Genomic DNA, 16,943 nt, shown 5'->3' on the forward strand with positions numbered 1-16,943 from the left:
AAGGCCAGTTGTGCTGTTAATCAAACCCACCTTGGTCTTGTCGAAGCCCCGTACAACTGCAAGAATAAGACATGGTGAAAAACGAGCATGTAGAGCTGATCCCCATCTTTGACGACAACTACGTCTTTGTCCTGATCGACAACGCGGGGAAAAAGGCCGTTGTTGTTGATCCGGGCGATGCGGGGCCCGTCACCGAGTTTCTGCGCGCAAGAAAGCTCGACCTCACAGCCATTTTAGTGACTCATCATCATTCAGATCACATTGGCGGAGTCGCTGCCCTGAAGAACACCTTCGGCTGTCCGGTGTATGCCCCTGAAAAAAATCAGAAGCAGATCCCCCAGGCAGATCACTGGCTGAAAGAAGGCGATGTGGTGAAACTGTCCCCTTGGGAATTCACCATTCTGGAGCTTCCCGGTCACACTCTGGGGCATATCGCTTACTGGGATCAACAGCACAAATGGCTTTTTTCCGGCGATGTGATTTTCGGGCTGGGTTGCGGAAGATTGTTTGAAGGCAGCCACGAACAGGGCTATGCAAGTCTTCAGCGTATCAAGAAGCTTCCGCCCCAGACGCTGATTTACTGCACGCATGAATACACCGAACGCAACCTGGACTTCTGCCGGATTCTGACAAATCAGGACAACACCCCCATCACCGGCGATTCCGAAGCGCTGGAACTTTACGCCAACGAACTGTCCAATCGCCGGGACCTGGGGCTTCCCAGCGTTCCTTTGAAACTTTCCATCGAAGAAAGCACGAATCCTTTTTTGCTGGCCCAAGACGCTGAACAGTTCCGATACCTGCGCGAGCTGCGCAACCGTCAGTGATCAGTCGGTCTTGGTTGGCAACGTTCCCATATTGGCGATGTACTTGCGACGAAAGGCAAAGATGTTTTCCACATCTTTTCTGACGAAACGATTTGCCACCAGCCATCCCAAAAAGCCCATCGGCATGCGGTAGCGAACCCGATCCACCAGCAAAGTCCCCCCGCAGAATGGACGGAATTCATGCGTGTGATGCCAAAGCCGGTAAGGGCCTTTCAACTGATTGTCGACGAACTTAAAGGGCGGCTGCCACTCGTCGATTTCGGTTTTCCATTTGGCGGGAACACCGTGAATCTTCAGCCGGTAATCTATCAGGGTCCCCTGCCCGATTTCCGGTGTCGACATTTTCTCAATCAAAAAATTCAGTGTGGGCGGCGTGATGCGCTCCAGATTGTGGGCATCCTTGAAAAACGGAAACAGCTTTTCCGGAGGTGCCGGGACAAACTGCTCAGCCACGAAAATCTCTTCCCCCATCTTGAATGGCAGACAGATTTCGTTCAGCGCCTCCAGCAGGTTTTCATAGTGGAACTTGTATCCCAAACGCTGCGCTTTTTCCGGAACCATACGAGCCGAGGCCACCAAGGACTTCGCCAGTTCACCGAATAACACATTCAAGGCAAAAAGAGGCACGGCCGGCCCCAGACGGGTCCCCAAAGACTGCACCAGAGTTTCAGAGAACTCTCGATTGGTGACTGGATGCGGAGCCCCCGCATTCAACGCGCCTTCCACATCATGATGTTCCAGAGCAAAAAGATAAAGACCGACAATATCCTTTAAGTGGATCCAGCTCATCCACTGCTTGCCGTCACCAAGGACCCCGCCGACACCGCTGCGGAACGGGAATAGCATCTGATCCAATGCCCCGCCCTGCCTGGCCAGCACAATCCCGGTACGAACAAAGACTGAACGACCCGGCGCCTTGGCGGCTTCGGCTTCCCATTCTTTGCAGACGGTGGCCAGGAAATCCTCTCCGTGCGAAGAATCCTCAGTCAGTGGAGTGTCACTTTGATCCCCGTAAATCCCCATCGCGGATGAGGAAATAAAACACTTCAAGTTTTCGGGCAGGCTTTGTACCAAATGGCGCGTGCCTATGACCCGGGACTGATAAATGCGCTTCTTTTTTTCCTCGCTCCAGCGTTCACCCGCAATGGATTCGCCCATCAGGTTGAAGACGACCTCAACCTTGGCCAGACGGGAATCATGCAGCGGATTTGTATTTAAATCCCCTTCAATGATTTCACAGGGAAAAGGGAGCTGTTCGCGGGCCTTGGCCTGATCACGACTGACGACATAAAGGTCATGGCCTTTTTCCGCCAGAACTTTCCCCAACTCCCGTCCGATCAATCCCGTCGCTCCGGTCATCAGAATTCGCATGACTGCCTCCTACTTTTTCAAAACCTTGGTGAATGCCTGTAAACAGCGCCCGCGGGCTTCGTTGTGATCCACCATGGGCTCTGGATATGCATCCGTTCCGTACTCTGGAACCCATTTTTGCACATACTTGCCATCCGGATCAAACTTCTCAAACTGAGTTTGCGGGTTGAAGATTCTAAAGTACGGAGCCGCATCACAACCTGATCCTGCCGCCCACTGCCAGTTGCCATTGTTGGCTGATAAATCATAGTCCAAAAGCTTTTTGGCAAAGTACCGTTCGCCTTCATACCAATGAATCAAAAGGTGCTTGCACAGGAAACTTGCCACCACCATGCGCACGCGGTTGTGCATATATCCAGTGGCATTCAGTTCCCGCATACCTGCATCCACCAGAGGGTACCCGGTTTGCCCCTCACACCACCTCTGAAAATCGGCCTTGGACGTACGCCAGGCGATTTTGTCGTACTCGGGACGGAAACTCTGTTTTTCCACTTGGGGAAAATGCCACAGAATCTGCATAAAGAAATCACGCCAGATCAGTTCGCTCAACCAAACGGGTGAATACTTTTTGGCTTCGCGCGCCAGTTCCCGCACACTTAAAGTCCCGAAGCGCAGATGCAGTCCCAGGTGGGATGTGCCCTTTTCGTTGGCCGGAAAGTCCCGCGTCGCCTGATAGGTCTTCAACATTTTTGTGGATAGTTCCATCGGGGGGAACTCGATCTGGCTGCGCTCAAAGCCCAGACTTTTCAACGTCGGCATCGCCTCGGTTTTTTTGACTTTGGCATAACTGCTTTCATACAGCTCATTGGGATACGACTTCAGATAGAACGGAGTCAGGTTCGCCAGCACCTTGTTTTTGTAAGGCGTATACACGGTGTAGGGCTTTCGCGCATCGGTCAGGATCTCGTCCTTTTCAAACAGGCACTGATCCTTGAAAGTTAAAAACGCAATGTGCTCTTTCGCCGCCCAGACTGCGACCTTCTCATCCCGTTTGCGGGCCGCCGGCTCATAGTCATGATTGGTGTAAATGGCTTCAATTGCCATTTCGGCTGACAGGTCTTTAAGGACCTCCAGGGGTTTGCCATGGCGAACCAGCAAATCCGATTTTTTGGCTTTCAATTGCTGTTTAAGATCCTGAATCTGATCATAAATGAATGTCACTCGCGCATCCGCCGGGTCGTCGAGCTTTTCCAGGATTTCAGAATCAAAGATAAACAGCGGCAACACCGCAGAGCGTTCTTTAAGGGCGTGATACAGCCCCGCATTATCATCTAGACGGAGATCGCGGCGGAACCAAAAAACTGTGACTTTTGACATAGGAATAAAAGTTTAACATTTCACCTACTTAAGGTAAATTGGGATTCTATGGACGAAAAAAAGTCTGCCAAAAAACATACAAAAAAGATTGAGAAGATCAAATCCTCGGTCTTTTCGCGCAGTCTTTCTCTGGCCAAATTAACCATCCAAGCCGGAGCCTCCATCGCCCAGCACGGGGTCACCACCGCTTTAAAATCCAAAGAATCCAAAGAGGAAACCTGGAAACAGCTTTTGCAAAACCAGGCTCAAAGCATCAGTGCGGAACTGGGTGAACTTAAAGGCAGCCTGATGAAGGCCGGCCAGATGCTTTCCATGTATGGCGAACATTTTCTGCCTCCGGAAGCCAATGACCTGTTGAAGTCCCTGCAGCATGATTCCCCACCTCTTTCTTGGGAGGCGATCGAGCCGACTTTGAAAAAGCAACTGCCTCCGGAAAAGCTGGCGCTTCTGGAAATTGAAAAAGAAGCCCTGGCCTCCGCTTCAATGGGTCAGGTTCACCGTGCGCGCATCAAGGCCACGGGCGAAAGCATTGTGCTGAAAATCCAGTACCCGAATGTGGACCGCGCCATCGACAGTGATCTTCGCGCGATCAAGACACTTCTGGGCACCTTGAAACTTCTGCCCAAGGATTTCAATATGGATCCGGTGTTTGCCGAGGTTCGGGAAATGCTGGTGCAGGAAACCGACTATGAGATGGAAGCCACTCTGACAGAGGATTTTCACAACCGCCTGGCTGGCGACAGCCGCTTTGTGGTTCCCAAAGTCATTCGTGAATTTTCAGGGCCCCGCATTCTGGCCACCACCTTTGAAAGAGGCCTGCGCGCCGATGATTCCCTGATTCAAAGCCTGCCACAGGAACGCCGCAACCGCTTGGCATTGAATTTCCTGGATCTTTACTTCAAAGAAATCTTTGAGTGGGGCGTTGTTCAAACCGACCCTCACGCCGGCAACTATCGCATCCGCATTGATCCCCAGGGGCGGGATCAGTTGGTTCTTTTTGATTTCGGCGCGACCCGTTCCTATGATCTGGACTTCCTGACTCCTTATCGCCGCATGGTCAAGGGCTCACTGCTGAACGACCGGGCTCTGTTTATGAAGGCGGCCATGGATTTAAAGTTCGTCCATGACAATGATGATCCGGTCTTAAAGCAGGTGTTTGAAGAATTTTGCTTTGAAACGGTCGAGCCGTTTATTGAATACACCGATCCCCGCAACAACCAGGGACAGATTGCAGCGGATGGAACTTATGACTGGAAAAACACCACCCTGCCCCAGCGACTTTCCAAAAAAGTATTTCAGATCATCCGTGGCTTCCATTTCCGCACGCCTCCGCGGGAAATCATTTTCCTGGATCGCAAGACCGGCGGGGTGTTTATCTTCCTCGCGGTCCTGCGGGCCAAGGTGCGCGGGCGGGATTTGCTTTTAAAGTATATTGAAAGGATCTCTTAAATGAGATTTCTGCCTGTATTGCTTTTGCTTTGCGCCTCTTCGGTCTTTGCCAAAGAAATGCCCTCCACCGTGGAATTCAAACGACTGCCGACGGTGGCTTTGAATAAAAGCGATATCAAAACACTCGAGGACCTTCAGGGTAAGGTTGTTCTGGTGGACTTCTGGGCGGCCTGGTGTGAGCCGTGCAAAGCCGCTTTGCCGCACTATAACAGCCTCTATAAAAAGTATCGCAGTCAGGGACTGGTGGTGCTGGGAGTGAACGAAGACGAAGAGGTCGCTGAACGCGAGGCCTTTTTAAAGACCGTCAAACTTGAGTTCCCGCTTTATCACGACCAGGGACGTCTGGTCCTGGAGGACTTTAAAGTTCTCGCTCTGCCGACACTTTATGTGTTTGATAAAAAGTTAAAGCCTGTGGTTTTTTATCGTGGTTATGACGAAAAAAACTCACAGGCTTTGGAAAAGAAAATTCAGGAACTTTTAAAGCAGTGACCTATCTTTGACTGAGCTTCGTTTCTGCCGGAGCCAGCCAGATATCCACGATCTTGCCTTTTTTGATCTTCTTGCCGTCTTTATACCAGAAATCCGCACGCTCGCGGGCCTCGGCATAAGCACCAATCGGGCTTACCACGCCCTTTTCATAGTTCAATGAGATCTTGGTGACTTTGGTGTGCAGCGGGATCATCTCGTCTTTCTGAGAAATGCCATCCCCGTTTTTATCCTGCCACATCACCAGCTTTTTGAAGCCCTTGTCACGATGATCGATCACGCCATCTTTGTTGGAATCAAAGGCTCTTAGCACCTCAAATCCGTTCACCTGAGAGGCATTGTCACCGAAGAGCTCATCCTTCTGGTCGATTTTTCCGGATTTGTCACGGTCCAAAGCCACGAACCAGCCTGGAGCGTTGGCTTCAGGCCAGTGCGTTTTGCCAATCGGATTCAACGGGAAGTCGCTCATGTTATTGAAGTTCGGTCTTTGATCGTCAAAGAAGACCATCAACGGCGACCAGTAACCACCGCAGAAACCCGTTTCACCCGGGAAGGACACGTTGATGTCCACCACCGATTTATCCGCTGACACTGAAATTCCACCGAAAGACGCTGTAATGGCGCCGTCCTTACCCATATAGTCACCGCATTTGCGGGTGGGAGTATAAGAGGAATAGCCGTATTGACCGTATACCGCTGCCGAGCCATCACAGTTCACAGTCTGCACGAAGCTTGAGGATTTCAGGGATACGTCACCTTTTTCAGGGATCATCACCTGCCCCTCGTCATCAACACTGACCGTGGTCGGAACTTTTGTTTTCATCACAACTGTGTTTCCAAACAGAGCGGCCGTGCCGGAAGCGCCACTGACAACAAATTTGTCCGCCGCCATCGGCGCCGGAGTTCCTGTCGTCATTCCTGTTTTCAGAACCAGGTCACTGGGGTACTTCACTGTGAATGCATAGTCCTTACCACCAAGAACCAGGGTAAATTGCGCTGTGATGATTGCCGTCGCAGCCAAAGGATTTGTCACCCCGCGAAGATTCGTTGGGAAACAAGAGTTATTCAACCTTACTGTGACTGTGTCCTTTGCTGCGCGACTGACCATGCCGGAAGCAGGCGCCGCCGTCACCGTTTCACCGGAACTGGCACTGTTCACCGACATCGGGAAGTCTTTGTCTTCAGCCTGAGCTGCGCCAGAGATCAACATCCCCGCGACTACGATCATTTTGAATTTATTGTTCCCCATAATTTCCCCCTGAAAACAACTACAGACTTGCGGTCTTAGTCGTATCAACTTTCTTAACTTTAAAATAAATCATTCGTTTCAGAATCGAATCGCGGCGAAGACTTAATTTCTCCACCCGATCGGCCAGCAGAACCGGCGTTCCCCAACGCCCCTCTGCATAACTCACCTTGTACAGTCTTGCCATACGCTGAGTACTGCCGGTTTCTTTCATTTCTTCCAGATAGTATTTGATCAAATGCACCGCGCGCAGACGAATCAGACTTTGACCACCCCCAATGGAAGGTGCTCGACGCAGGAACAAGTCCGCAGAAGTCAGATGTTCGCCCGTTTCCGGGTGATTCATATTCACGTACGTACTGATATTAGAGTCTGAAACCGTGCTGATTCCATGAACTGTACCCACGTAAATGGGACTTCGCGGCGCCACCTGCATATTGGCCACGCCATTAACCAGCGGGCGCAGTCGGGCCGGTGTATCCAGCATGACGGTACGACCAGTATTCCACATCGCAGGTCTTTGCGAAGCCACCTTATCGTTATAATTCAAACCCTTGAATGTAAGACTTGCAGCCACATTGAAATCATCCGGAGCGGGTCCGACCTCATAAGCAAAAACCGGGTCGTACACCAGCACGCCACCGGCTGCCGGATCCTGTGTCATGATCACGAATTCTTTTCTGCCCGTCAGCGAAAGAGTCGCATTCCTTTCAAGTCCATTTTTGATGGCGTTGGCAGGAACATCAGGGTAATAGTCAAAAAACATCTTCCCGGAATCATCCTTCACGGTCAGATTGTTATAGGAAGGATCCACATTGTTAAAATCACTGAACAGAATTCGTTCTGCCAGCTTGGTATCAATGGAGTCTTCCAGCTCTTTGGTCATCTTCACTTGATCTTTGGTAACAGTCAGCTGCGTCGTTACAACGACACTTGTCAGAATGGCGACCAACCCCACCCCGATAACCAATTCAACTGCCGTTAAACCGTGATTGTTTAAATTCTTCATTTTGCACTCACCACGAAATGATAGTCTTTAAAGGCCTCACCCTTTTCAATCCACGACTTATGAGTCACTCGCAAAGTCACTTTATAAAGTCCGCGGAATTCTGGATAAGGCTGGATCACATAGCCATAGGTGCCCTGGCAGGTTTCACATTCCTTGCGCAAAGCCACCTTTCCGTTATCCCATGCCATCGGCAGATTATCCGGATTCAGCAGTTCGGAAACACTGCGATTGGAGTCATAATTGATCTGATAGTTTTCAACACCTGCTTTGATGTTTTCAGCAATATCAGTCACCTGCTTGTCAGTGGAAGAAAGCAGGATTGTGCTTTTCGTGGTGTTACGCAGGGACACCATTCCGCCAACGAAGGTCAATCCCACCATGGTAATCAAACCAAAGCCCACAATGGCTTCAACAATGGTCTGACCTTTCTGATTGCCAATTACGTTCTGCATTTTCATTAAATACCTCCCTCGCGGGACTGTTCAACCACGAAGAATCGAACCAAACGGCGTTTACATGTGGTGTTGGATGCCATGGTTCCCGCCGCAATACCACAATCCGGATCCACTGAAGTCCACTGGAATGGATCAGCCTTGGCACGAAGACTGATCGTATTGCAATTCATACGATCGGCCACGGCCTTGATTGAAGGGATGGGATGCCAAATGGGTTCATTGCTGGTCGCATTACAGTCCGTGCCACTGAATGAACGAAGAATTCGTGGATTTCCTGCCGCTCGCAATTCGCGGGTGGCCTGAGGATGATAGACGCTGCTCCAGTTGATCCCGGATTTGATGGCGGTCGGATGAATTTTCATTCGACCCACAATAAAGGTCCCGATAATTCTTAGAGGAGCACTTCTGGCCTCAATATGAAGTTCATCACAGGTCATAAAGCCGGCAACAAAAGTCGAACTGGCCTTGATCACACATTTCCCGACGATAGAGCGCACCTGGAAGGTCGCATTTGCCTGGGTCATATTGTCGAACTCAAAAGTGGCCAACGCCGGGTCGGCTTTCATATCCTTGCTGTCATCCGCCCCCGCAAAGTTCCAGGAGGTTCGTGCAGTAGGCGCAAAGCTGACATCCCAGCCGGCACCACCAAAGGAAGCCGAGGTCATCGTACCATAGGCTTTCGAACATTCGGTCATCATGGTCTCAAGGTCATTGTCCTCGGCCAATTGAACCGCTGATCCGCCTTTTGGTTCGCGGGAAATATTCGAAGGGAAATTCAACTGGGTCTTGTTATTATTGAAGGTCATGTTGATGTAACCCAACAATTTGGTGTTCTCGTTCTTTGGATCGATCGGGTTACTTTTATAGTATGTACTGTCGTAGGCCTGAACACCGATGAACGGTTCAGAATAGTTCCCGTTTTTATCAATCATGTTCTGCACGTTTTTCGCAGACACTTCCAGATTGAGCTTGTCAAAGTAATAGGCGTTGGAAGCCTTGGAAACCTCCACCGTAATTTTTGGCGGATTGGCTTTTTGCAGCTCATAAGTATTCAAAGCAGTTTTGTCTGTATCCAGTTGTTTGGATGCCAGATTCACCACCGAAGACTGTGCCGGAATTTTATTATTGTTCAAATCGCTGATAATTTTTTTAAGATCACTGATTGCTCTTTCCAGCTCTGCCACGAGTTTTTCATCGCGATAGTCAATTTTGGTTCCGCCCGTACTAGTGGAGCCGGAACCGGAACCAGAGCCTGAGTCCGCTACGCCAGAATCTTCCACTGTCGATTCTGATTCCAAAGTTTTTTCAACTGTCTTAGTGCCACCGCTGCCGGTGCCACTTCCAGTACCAGTGCCGGAACCCGTGCCAGAACCTGATCCGGAGCCTGTGCTGCCACCAGCAAGACTGCCCTTCACGGGTTTAGCCATTTCAGCGGAAAGATCAGCCTCTTTATCCTTAAGATCCGCACGATAAGAAGCCAGAGAGCCAGTCAGATCGGATTCCGCCTTTACAGCAGCATCATAAGTCGTCTGAGAGGCTTTGACTTTGCTCCTCAACGCGGATTCAAATGCCGCAGATCCCACTTCAGGAGTGAAGGTCACAGACCCCGTGCGAGGCAACTGGGCCTCAACAACGCGATCACCCACGGCCAGCATAATCTTCACGACCGCATCATTGTAATCATTGGAGTCCACCTCGACTTTTCCGTTACCCCATCTTGTTTTATCGACCTGCAGGGCATTACTCTGACGACTGAAATAGTTCCAGTTCGACAGATAAAGACGGTAATCGGCTTCATTATAGCCGTCATCGGTCATGCGAGCGCCCAACTCTGAACGGTAAACGCTGGTTTTATCCGCCTGCTTGGTGCTCATGTCCTGACACTTGGCCATCAAAGTTTTATCAACATTAATGCTTTTGGTTTTATCAGAAAGATAGACGAGACCGGCATCAAGCCCCCCGTCGTTTTCAACCCCTTTGAGGAATCCCCCAAAGGTGCGAACATCCGCCCAGAAGCGGTCTCCCATCTGGCCGGAGGATCTCGGCGAAAACTTCCCTTTGGAAGTCATGATATCACCGTTCCCCATATACACCCGGTCAGCAAACGTCACACCGGCATAATTGATGGAATCCGGAGAAGCATCATCACCCGACTCATCCGTTGGCAAATAGATATTGCGATTTACAAACACCGGGCTCTGGAAAACAAGGCCGGAGCTTCCCGCCATTTCTTTGCGGCTGGAGAACTTGTGCAAAGCCACATCCCCGGCATTCATCGGCGAATCCCACGAGCGGTCCATGTACAGATCCTGCGGCACTAGCAAGGCAAAAGATCCCACCTCACGCGGGTAAATAACGATCTGGGATTTCAGACTTAGCTCTTTATTGCCCACTTTAATCGGCTTAATATTGCCAAGGGAATCCACCAGATCGACACGGGAATCAACATACACCTCACGACCTGCCTTTGGCAGGTTGATGCTTTCATTGCGAGTCAACGTCACACGAATAGCTGCGACTTTGACAACTTCACCGTTTTCATTGCGAACTGTTTTTAAGCTTTCAAGGACAGGGAATAAGGGATGCGTTGTTGTTGCCTTGCCAACTTCCAGCAGGCGCACAATTGTTTTCAGACGAATCTTGTTCTGAGTCAGCGCGTTGGACTCCAGCGGGCCCACATTTTTTCCGTCATTCACCAACTGACGAATGAAGTTTTCCTGCTCAGTGGACATAATCAGACGCTCAACACTTCCCGTGTGCGCCAAGTTACACTCAGCCCCCAGGTCATTCATCAGCAGATTGTCGCTGGAGAAGCAGTACTTCTGACGGACCCCGAAAATCACGTAATCCATGGCACTGTTCAAAGCAAATCGCAGGTTTACGACGTTGGAGGTCTTACTGACCTGCTGCCTTTGCCCGATCACGTAATTCGTTAGAAAGTAAAAGGACGTGCTCATCACCGCGGTGGCCGCGAGAATTTGCAGCAAAATATTACCTTTGGTGTTACGTACCGTATTCAGCATAAATGGTTCCTTATTTTCTACGACCCGTACCTTTATCGGTAATTATGTGAAAAAACTGATGGAAATCACAAAGTTTTATGAATTTGAAATGAAGCCGTGTCTCACGCTGAAGCGAAGTGCGCCGACTGTGGAATGAAGCTGACTCAGACAGAGATTGTGGAAAAGAAAAAGCCCGGCTGTGCCGGGCTTACAAAACGTTTCATTTGTAAACAGTCTTAGTGGTGTTCCGGATCCGCGCAGTGAGTACCATCAGATTCCGTTTCGATGGTGGCTTCAACAATGCCGAAATCACGCACCCTTTTTTTGACCTGATTTTTGATTTTTTCAATATCCGCAGCCCCCGCACCGCTGGCCACAACCACATGCCCTGTAAAGATGTGGTTTTCACCATCCAAAGACCACAGATGCGCATGGTGCACACCCACCACCTGATCCACTTCCAAAATGGCTTTTTCCACATCCAGCACCTGAATATGACTTGGCGATGCCATCAGGAACACCTTCAAGGCTTCCCGCAAGTTGCGAACCACATTGTACAGAATCCACGACGCCAGGGCGATCGCCATCCCCGCATCCAGTTGTGGCACATCAAAGAATTTCATGACCAGCGCGCCGACAAGGACCATCACCCAGCCCAAAACATCTTCGATCATATGCCACATCAGCATTTTTTCATTCAGCGACTCACCCTTGGATACGCGGTAGGCCGCAAAACCATTCACCGCCACTCCCAAAAAAGCCAGCAAAATCATGCCGTCGGCATGGGGCTGCTGAGGGGCGAACAAACGCGGCACAGCCTCGACCAGAATGAAGATCGAACCCAAGACCAAAATCAGACCGGTGATCACCGCCCCGAGGGTGGAAAAACGACGATAACCATAGGAAAACTTGCCATCACTTTGTTTGTGCGACACCTTTTCCAGAATGATCGCCAAAAGCATCGCGATGGCGTCACCGAAATCATGAAGCGCATCTGAAAGAATCGCCACCGAGTTCGTCCAAAGCCCGCCGATCAGTTCAATCACCGCGAAGGTCAGATTCAGCACCAAAGCAAAGGTCATCCGCCCCACCGCCGCGCCATGGGAATGATGATGGTGGTGGCCGTGAGAATGCGAATGGTGATGATGAGCGTGCTTGGATTCAGACATAGCTCATTTAACGCTTTTCTGGGATTGGAAGTCAATCGAACAGCCTTGAATTGACCCCCTCCAACGGGCGTGATACTTCAAAAATCACTATGAAACGCTCTCAATACAAGCAATTTGCATTTGGCCTGCTCGTTTACACCCTTCTGGTGATCCTTTGGGGTGCTTGGGTGAGGATTTCTCATTCTGGTGATGGCTGCGGCGACACCTGGCCGCTGTGCCACGGGCAACTGATCCCGGAAGCTGAACGCGGAAAAACCTGGGTTGAATACGGCCATCGTCTGATGTCGGGAATTTACGGTTTGGTGGTGATTTACTTCTGGTGGGTGTCCCGCAAGCTTTACCCAAAAGGTCACTATGCCCGCAAAGCGGCCCTGGCCACTTTGATTTTCACAATTTCAGAAGCTCTGCTGGGAGCAAAACTGGTTTTGTTCGGCCTGGTCACCACGAACGACACTCCCTATCGCGCGTTCATCATGGCGCTACACCAGATCAACTCTTTCCTGCTGACGGGATCGGTGGCACTGACCTATGCCGCCGCCTTGTTAACTGAAGACTTGCGAGTTCTCACAACCCAGGACCGCCGTTATCGTTTGCTTCCCTGGGTGATTGTCGTTATCGGCATCACCGGCGCCTGGGCGTCTCTTTCAAATTCACTTTTCCCGACGGACAACCTGCTCCAGGGGTTGCTGGATGATTTCTCAAGCGAATCCCACTTCCTGGTGCGCATTCGCGGTTTCCACCCGGTGCTGGCATTGTTGGGCGGCGGCAGCCTTGCACTGTTCTTCTGGCTGAAGGCACAGACAACCGAATCACAGCTTGTGCAAAAGCGTTCGGTGCAAATGGCGGGTCTTTTGATTGCGGGGATTTTGTTCGGAATTGCGACGCTGCTTCTGCATGCGCCGGTGTGGATGAAGATCGTGCACTTGGCACTGGCTCACTGTATCTGGGTGGTGTTGCTGCAATGGGTGTTCTTCATCCGCAGCAACAAACTTACGTAGTCAGTTCGTTGGACTCCATCAGACGGTGCAGGAAATGCACCTTCTCGTTGATGTCGTCGTATTCCAACACCATCTGCTGCAAATCATAGTCGCGCACCAGATAGGAAGCAAAACTCCCCACGATTTCCTCGGGGTGAGTCAGATTTCTCATGAAAATATCCCTCTGAGCCGGGTCCGGAATATGCGTCTGGATCCAACGGGTCAGAATCTTGTGCAGCGAATTCAGCTCCAACCTTAGGCTGGGCTCAAGCACGGTTTTCTCTGGAATAATCTGCGCCTCACAAACCATGTAGGGGGTTCCTCGATCAAGGACCTTTCCCAGACGTAACTTGCCCTGTCCCTGAATAAAGACCAAAAGAGTGCCGTTCAGGCGCTCTTCGATAATCTGAGCATACCCGTATCCGGCCACCTCACGCACAAAGGGAACCGTCTCCCCTGGACGCACAGGTATCACCTTCGCGGGATCCTCAATAAACCCCACGGCAATCGGGGTCTGGGTTTCCACAGCTTCCTTGATCATGGAAAGATAGCGGGGCTCAAAAATGTTCAGAGGCTTGGTGGTCCTTGGGAACAAGGTCACATTGACTAGAGGAAAAAGAAAGACTTCCATGCGAACACGACTCCTCTTGCTTGAACTTTGATTATAAGGACTGTAGCCTGTAATTGCTATGGAAAAGGTGGATATATCAATGCGAAATGTGGTCTTTTTTGATGGCGTCTGCCACCTTTGCAATGGTTTTGTCGATGCTGTGATCAGCAGGGACAAAAACCACACTTATCTCTTTGCTCCTCTGCAAGGAACAACCGCCGAAGAGGTTCTGAGTGCTCAGGACCGGACCAATCTTGATACAGTGATTTACTTTGAGTCAGGCAAACTTTATTACCGTTCTGCCGCAATCCTGAAGATCCTCACCGGCCTCGGTGGAGCCTACAAACTTTTTGCGCTGGCCTGGATCATCCCCGGCCCTTTGCGTGATGTGTTTTACAAACTGATCGCCAAGAACCGCTACTCGTGGTTTGGCGAACGTGAGTTTTGTCGCCTTCCAACCCCGGCGGAACGTTCTTACCTTTTGCCGTAAGTTTTTTGAATCAACTCAACAAACGGACGATCCGCCGCCGAAAGTGACATCACATCGATCTCTTCAGGCCGCTGCCATTTGAAGTCGTCATGCTCACTCAGAACCAGATCCTCGCCGCCCTTCACCGATGCCCAATACACCCGAAGCCGGATGGTTTTGGACGGATAGGCAAAGTCCTCTTCACCAATCAGCTCATGCACCCGGATACTGAGGGCCAGTTCTTCCATGATCTCGCGGACCAGGGCCTGCTCGGGAGCCTCGCCGGCCTCCACCTTCCCGCCTGGAAACTCCCAAAAACCTGCTCCGGACTGGCCGGGGCCTCTGCGAACCACAAGAATTCGCCCTTCAGGGTCTTCCTGTCTTTGAATCACGGCGGCGACGACTAACACCGGCTGCTTGGTCATGAGATTTCCTTTTGTAAGACCAAAGTATATAAGCGGTTTTTGAGTTTTTTAAGGATTTGTTTTACTCTAAGAAAGATTCACGCACAGTATTGGTGCTTCCTTAAATTGAAGCCCCTTGATAACATCAGAGTTTTGAGGGAACACGCATCATGATCGACTCGGGCAACTCGTACTTCATTCTCCTCGTCAGCGGGGTGGCACTCTTCCTTTACGGAATGAGCATGGCCTCCAGCTCTTTGGAGAAACTGATGGCCGGAAAAATCACCGGCCTCTTGAATCATCTTTCGCAAAGTAAATTTCTGGCCATCCTGACCGGGGTGGTTCTGACCACCCTGATGCAAAGTTCGGGGGCGGTGACGTCCATGCTGGTCGGTTTGGGCTCGGCCCGCGTGGTCAACCTGCGCCAGGTGATGGGCGTGATTATCGGAACCGCCATCGGTACGACCCTGACGGTTCAATTGATCTCTTTGGATCTGACCCAGTACGCCCTGCCAGTGTTCACCGTGGCATTTGCGTTCTATTTCAAAGCCAAGAAAACAGTCTTCAAGAACCTGTCCCTGGTCTTTATGGGGTTTGGCTTGCTGTTCTTCGGGATGAAGCTGATTTCGATTTCCTCCCATCACTTTGCTGAAAATCCAATGCTGACCGAGGTTTTCCAAAGCCTGCGTGACAACCCTGGATATTCCCTGCTGATCTCTGTCGTGTTCTGTGCCTTCGTGCAAAGTTCGGCTGTAACAATTGGTCTGGCGATGAGTTTGGCAACCGTCAAAGCGATCACCTTCTATGATGCCATGCTGTGGGTGTATGGTGCGAACATCGGAACGACTTCTGTGGCATTGATTGCCGCAGCCGGTGGAAACTACATCGGCCGTCAGGTGGCCTGGGCGCATTTCTTCTATAAAACATTGAGCGTGGTGATCTTCTATCCATTCACGCAGATCTTTATCGACTTCCTGATGACATTTGACACCACCCAGTCCCGGTCGATCGCCAACGCGCATCTGATCTTCAACGTCCTGTCTTCGATCATCTTCTTCCCGTTCATCAACAAGGGTGCTGAACTGATTGAAAAGATGTTCCCGAAAGCAGCCTCTGAAGAATTTGGAACCGAGTTCGTGAACATGAACAACTATCAAAGTTCGGCTCTGGCCATCTCTTATGCCAACCGCGAAATCATGCGCACGGCGGACATTGTTCTGGGCATGATCAAGGACTCCATTCGTTTGTTTGAAACGAATGACCCGAAAGACTTTGATTCTATCAAGGACCGCGACAACAAGGTCGATTTCCTTTATCGCGAAACCAAGATGTTCCTTCTGGACCACGCGAACAAATCCACCACAGTGGTGCATCAGAACGTCATGAACATGATTATGTTCCTGAGTGACGTTGAGCGTGCGGCAGACGCCATTGACATCAACATCCTGGCCCTGGCGATCAAAAAGAACGCCCTGAAACTGGAGTTCTCTGATGAAGGCTGGGCAGAGATTCGTCAAATGCACGAACAAGTGGTAAAAGTGGCCTCCATGGCCATCAATGCCTATCAGAATAAAGAGCTGGCGGAAGCCGCCATTCAGCTGAAGCGGGACCTGGCGAAAACCGAGATCTCTTTGCGTGAAAACCATATCAGTCGTCTGAACCGTGGCTTGAACACGTCGATCAACACCAGCTCCATTCACCTGGATCTGCTGAGTGAATACCGTCGTATCGCAAGTCTTCTGTGCAACCATGCTTACAATCAAAGGTCCCAGTCATGATGAATAACGCTATTGCCCCTATTGGTCTGCTGATCATTTCCAACATCTTTATGACATTTGCCTGGTACGGTCATCTGAAGACTCTGAAGTCCTCGGCACTGTGGCTGGTGATTCTGATCAGTTGGGGCGTGGCTTTCTTTGAATATGTGTTTCAGGTTCCGGCCAACCGCCTGGGCTCTGATTACTATTCCCTGCCACAGCTTAAAATCATGCAGGAAGTGATCACCATGGTGGTCTTTGCGGGCTTTTCGGTTCTCTATATGAAACAGTCCCTGAAGCTGGACTTCCTCTGGGCGGGCCTATGCCTTGTGGGGGCGGTTTATTTCATTTTTCGCAGTCCTTAAAAATAAATCCCTTATTTGCCTCATTTTAGG

The 16,943-nt window shown here is 50.6% G+C and carries 16 protein-coding genes; 7 read left to right on the forward strand and 9 right to left on the reverse strand.

Translation table 11 applies throughout. The annotated features are described in order from the left end of the window. The first annotated feature begins 71 nt into the window (after positions 1-71). Positions 72-827 carry a hydroxyacylglutathione hydrolase gene (gloB, locus tag ACZ520_RS10415; RefSeq protein ID WP_464125348.1) on the forward strand — a complete coding sequence of 252 codons (756 nt, stop codon included), beginning with the start codon at positions 72-74 and terminating at the stop codon, positions 825-827. Here gloB and ACZ520_RS10420 read toward each other — a convergent pair whose 3' ends face one another. Both ACZ520_RS10420 and ACZ520_RS10425 read right to left on the reverse strand, forming a co-directional pair. Next, a complete protein-coding gene (locus tag ACZ520_RS10420) occupies positions 828-2,198 on the reverse strand; it encodes a TIGR01777 family oxidoreductase (protein WP_464125350.1) in 1,371 nt (456 codons plus the stop codon). Positions 2,199-2,207: 9 nt separating this feature from the next. Next, entirely contained in the window at positions 2,208-3,515 is a 1,308-nt protein-coding gene (locus ACZ520_RS10425; protein ID WP_464125352.1) for a cryptochrome/photolyase family protein, read from the reverse strand. Positions 3,516-3,563: 48 nt separating this feature from the next. Between ACZ520_RS10425 and ACZ520_RS10430 the strand changes: the two genes are divergently transcribed. After that, on the forward strand, positions 3,564-4,964 hold the full coding sequence (locus tag ACZ520_RS10430; RefSeq protein WP_416480535.1) for an ABC1 kinase family protein: 1,401 nt from the start codon (positions 3,564-3,566) through the stop codon (positions 4,962-4,964). Continuing rightward, positions 4,965-5,453, forward strand: coding sequence for a TlpA family protein disulfide reductase (locus tag ACZ520_RS10435; RefSeq protein ID WP_464125354.1), 489 nt, complete (start codon positions 4,965-4,967; stop codon positions 5,451-5,453). Between the two features lies 1 nt (position 5,454). On the opposite strand, the gene ACZ520_RS10440 is transcribed toward ACZ520_RS10435, so the two are convergent. From ACZ520_RS10440 to ACZ520_RS10460, 5 genes are all read right to left on the reverse strand, one after another. After that, positions 5,455-6,699 (reverse strand): penta-EF hand family protein, encoded by a 1,245-nt coding sequence (locus tag ACZ520_RS10440; RefSeq protein ID WP_374030389.1) that lies wholly within the window; start codon positions 6,697-6,699, stop codon positions 5,455-5,457. 19 nt (positions 6,700-6,718) lie between these two features. After that, positions 6,719-7,705: a hypothetical protein gene (locus ACZ520_RS10445; RefSeq protein WP_464125356.1), complete on the reverse strand. Its 987-nt coding sequence runs from the start codon at positions 7,703-7,705 to the stop codon at positions 6,719-6,721. Further along, positions 7,702-8,163, reverse strand: a complete 462-nt coding sequence (locus ACZ520_RS10450; RefSeq protein WP_088565074.1) for a hypothetical protein — start codon at positions 8,161-8,163, stop codon at positions 7,702-7,704. The genes ACZ520_RS10445 and ACZ520_RS10450 overlap by 4 nt, the downstream gene beginning before the upstream one ends. Continuing rightward, on the reverse strand, positions 8,163-11,183 hold the full coding sequence (locus ACZ520_RS10455) for a hypothetical protein (protein WP_464125359.1): 3,021 nt from the start codon (positions 11,181-11,183) through the stop codon (positions 8,163-8,165). The genes ACZ520_RS10450 and ACZ520_RS10455 overlap by 1 nt, the downstream gene beginning before the upstream one ends. 215 nt (positions 11,184-11,398) lie before the next feature. Further along, on the reverse strand, positions 11,399-12,331 hold the full coding sequence (locus ACZ520_RS10460; protein WP_464125361.1) for a cation diffusion facilitator family transporter: 933 nt from the start codon (positions 12,329-12,331) through the stop codon (positions 11,399-11,401). Between the two features lie 89 nt (positions 12,332-12,420). Between ACZ520_RS10460 and ACZ520_RS10465 the strand changes: the two genes are divergently transcribed. Continuing rightward, complete coding sequence (locus ACZ520_RS10465; protein ID WP_464125363.1) at positions 12,421-13,329, forward strand: COX15/CtaA family protein; 909 nt, start codon at positions 12,421-12,423, stop codon at positions 13,327-13,329. Here the strand turns inward: ACZ520_RS10465 and ACZ520_RS10470 are convergent. Beyond that, complete coding sequence (locus ACZ520_RS10470) at positions 13,322-13,939, reverse strand: LON peptidase substrate-binding domain-containing protein (RefSeq protein ID WP_088565071.1); 618 nt, start codon at positions 13,937-13,939, stop codon at positions 13,322-13,324. The two genes, ACZ520_RS10465 and ACZ520_RS10470, sit on opposite strands and share 8 nt — an antisense overlap. A 79-nt stretch (positions 13,940-14,018) precedes the next feature. On the opposite strand from ACZ520_RS10470, the gene ACZ520_RS10475 reads away from it, so the two are divergent. Then, complete coding sequence (locus tag ACZ520_RS10475; RefSeq protein WP_416480531.1) at positions 14,019-14,408, forward strand: thiol-disulfide oxidoreductase DCC family protein; 390 nt, start codon at positions 14,019-14,021, stop codon at positions 14,406-14,408. On the opposite strand, the gene ACZ520_RS10480 is transcribed toward ACZ520_RS10475, so the two are convergent. Then, positions 14,393-14,812 carry a (deoxy)nucleoside triphosphate pyrophosphohydrolase gene (locus ACZ520_RS10480; protein WP_464125366.1) on the reverse strand — a complete coding sequence of 140 codons (420 nt, stop codon included), beginning with the start codon at positions 14,810-14,812 and terminating at the stop codon, positions 14,393-14,395. The genes ACZ520_RS10475 and ACZ520_RS10480 overlap by 16 nt on opposite strands. Before the next feature lie 149 nt (positions 14,813-14,961). Here ACZ520_RS10480 and ACZ520_RS10485 point away from each other — a divergent pair, with 149 nt between their 5' ends. Next, complete coding sequence (locus ACZ520_RS10485; RefSeq protein WP_374030399.1) at positions 14,962-16,569, forward strand: Na/Pi cotransporter family protein; 1,608 nt, start codon at positions 14,962-14,964, stop codon at positions 16,567-16,569. Next, positions 16,566-16,913, forward strand: coding sequence for a DMT family protein (locus ACZ520_RS10490; RefSeq protein ID WP_198298061.1), 348 nt, complete (start codon positions 16,566-16,568; stop codon positions 16,911-16,913). The genes ACZ520_RS10485 and ACZ520_RS10490 overlap by 4 nt, the downstream gene beginning before the upstream one ends. Positions 16,914-16,943 lie beyond the last annotated feature (30 nt).

It is taken from the genome of Bdellovibrio sp. BIS2 (assembly GCF_055398295.1).

Coding starts and splice junctions, on each gene's coding strand:
- gloB (WP_464125348.1), top strand. CDS start 72: ATGGTGAAAAACGAGCATGTAGAGCTGATCCCCATCTTTGACGACAAC.
- ACZ520_RS10420 (WP_464125350.1), bottom strand. CDS start 2,198: ATGCGAATTCTGATGACCGGAGCGACGGGATTGATCGGACGGGAGTTG.
- ACZ520_RS10425 (WP_464125352.1), bottom strand. CDS start 3,515: ATGTCAAAAGTCACAGTTTTTTGGTTCCGCCGCGATCTCCGTCTAGAT.
- ACZ520_RS10430 (WP_416480535.1), top strand. CDS start 3,564: ATGGACGAAAAAAAGTCTGCCAAAAAACATACAAAAAAGATTGAGAAG.
- ACZ520_RS10435 (WP_464125354.1), top strand. CDS start 4,965: ATGAGATTTCTGCCTGTATTGCTTTTGCTTTGCGCCTCTTCGGTCTTT.
- ACZ520_RS10440 (WP_374030389.1), bottom strand. CDS start 6,699: ATGGGGAACAATAAATTCAAAATGATCGTAGTCGCGGGGATGTTGATC.
- ACZ520_RS10445 (WP_464125356.1), bottom strand. CDS start 7,705: ATGAAGAATTTAAACAATCACGGTTTAACGGCAGTTGAATTGGTTATC.
- ACZ520_RS10450 (WP_088565074.1), bottom strand. CDS start 8,163: ATGAAAATGCAGAACGTAATTGGCAATCAGAAAGGTCAGACCATTGTT.
- ACZ520_RS10455 (WP_464125359.1), bottom strand. CDS start 11,183: ATGCTGAATACGGTACGTAACACCAAAGGTAATATTTTGCTGCAAATT.
- ACZ520_RS10460 (WP_464125361.1), bottom strand. CDS start 12,331: ATGTCTGAATCCAAGCACGCTCATCATCACCATTCGCATTCTCACGGC.
- ACZ520_RS10465 (WP_464125363.1), top strand. CDS start 12,421: ATGAAACGCTCTCAATACAAGCAATTTGCATTTGGCCTGCTCGTTTAC.
- ACZ520_RS10470 (WP_088565071.1), bottom strand. CDS start 13,939: ATGGAAGTCTTTCTTTTTCCTCTAGTCAATGTGACCTTGTTCCCAAGG.
- ACZ520_RS10475 (WP_416480531.1), top strand. CDS start 14,019: ATGCGAAATGTGGTCTTTTTTGATGGCGTCTGCCACCTTTGCAATGGT.
- ACZ520_RS10480 (WP_464125366.1), bottom strand. CDS start 14,812: ATGACCAAGCAGCCGGTGTTAGTCGTCGCCGCCGTGATTCAAAGACAG.
- ACZ520_RS10485 (WP_374030399.1), top strand. CDS start 14,962: ATGATCGACTCGGGCAACTCGTACTTCATTCTCCTCGTCAGCGGGGTG.
- ACZ520_RS10490 (WP_198298061.1), top strand. CDS start 16,566: ATGATGAATAACGCTATTGCCCCTATTGGTCTGCTGATCATTTCCAAC.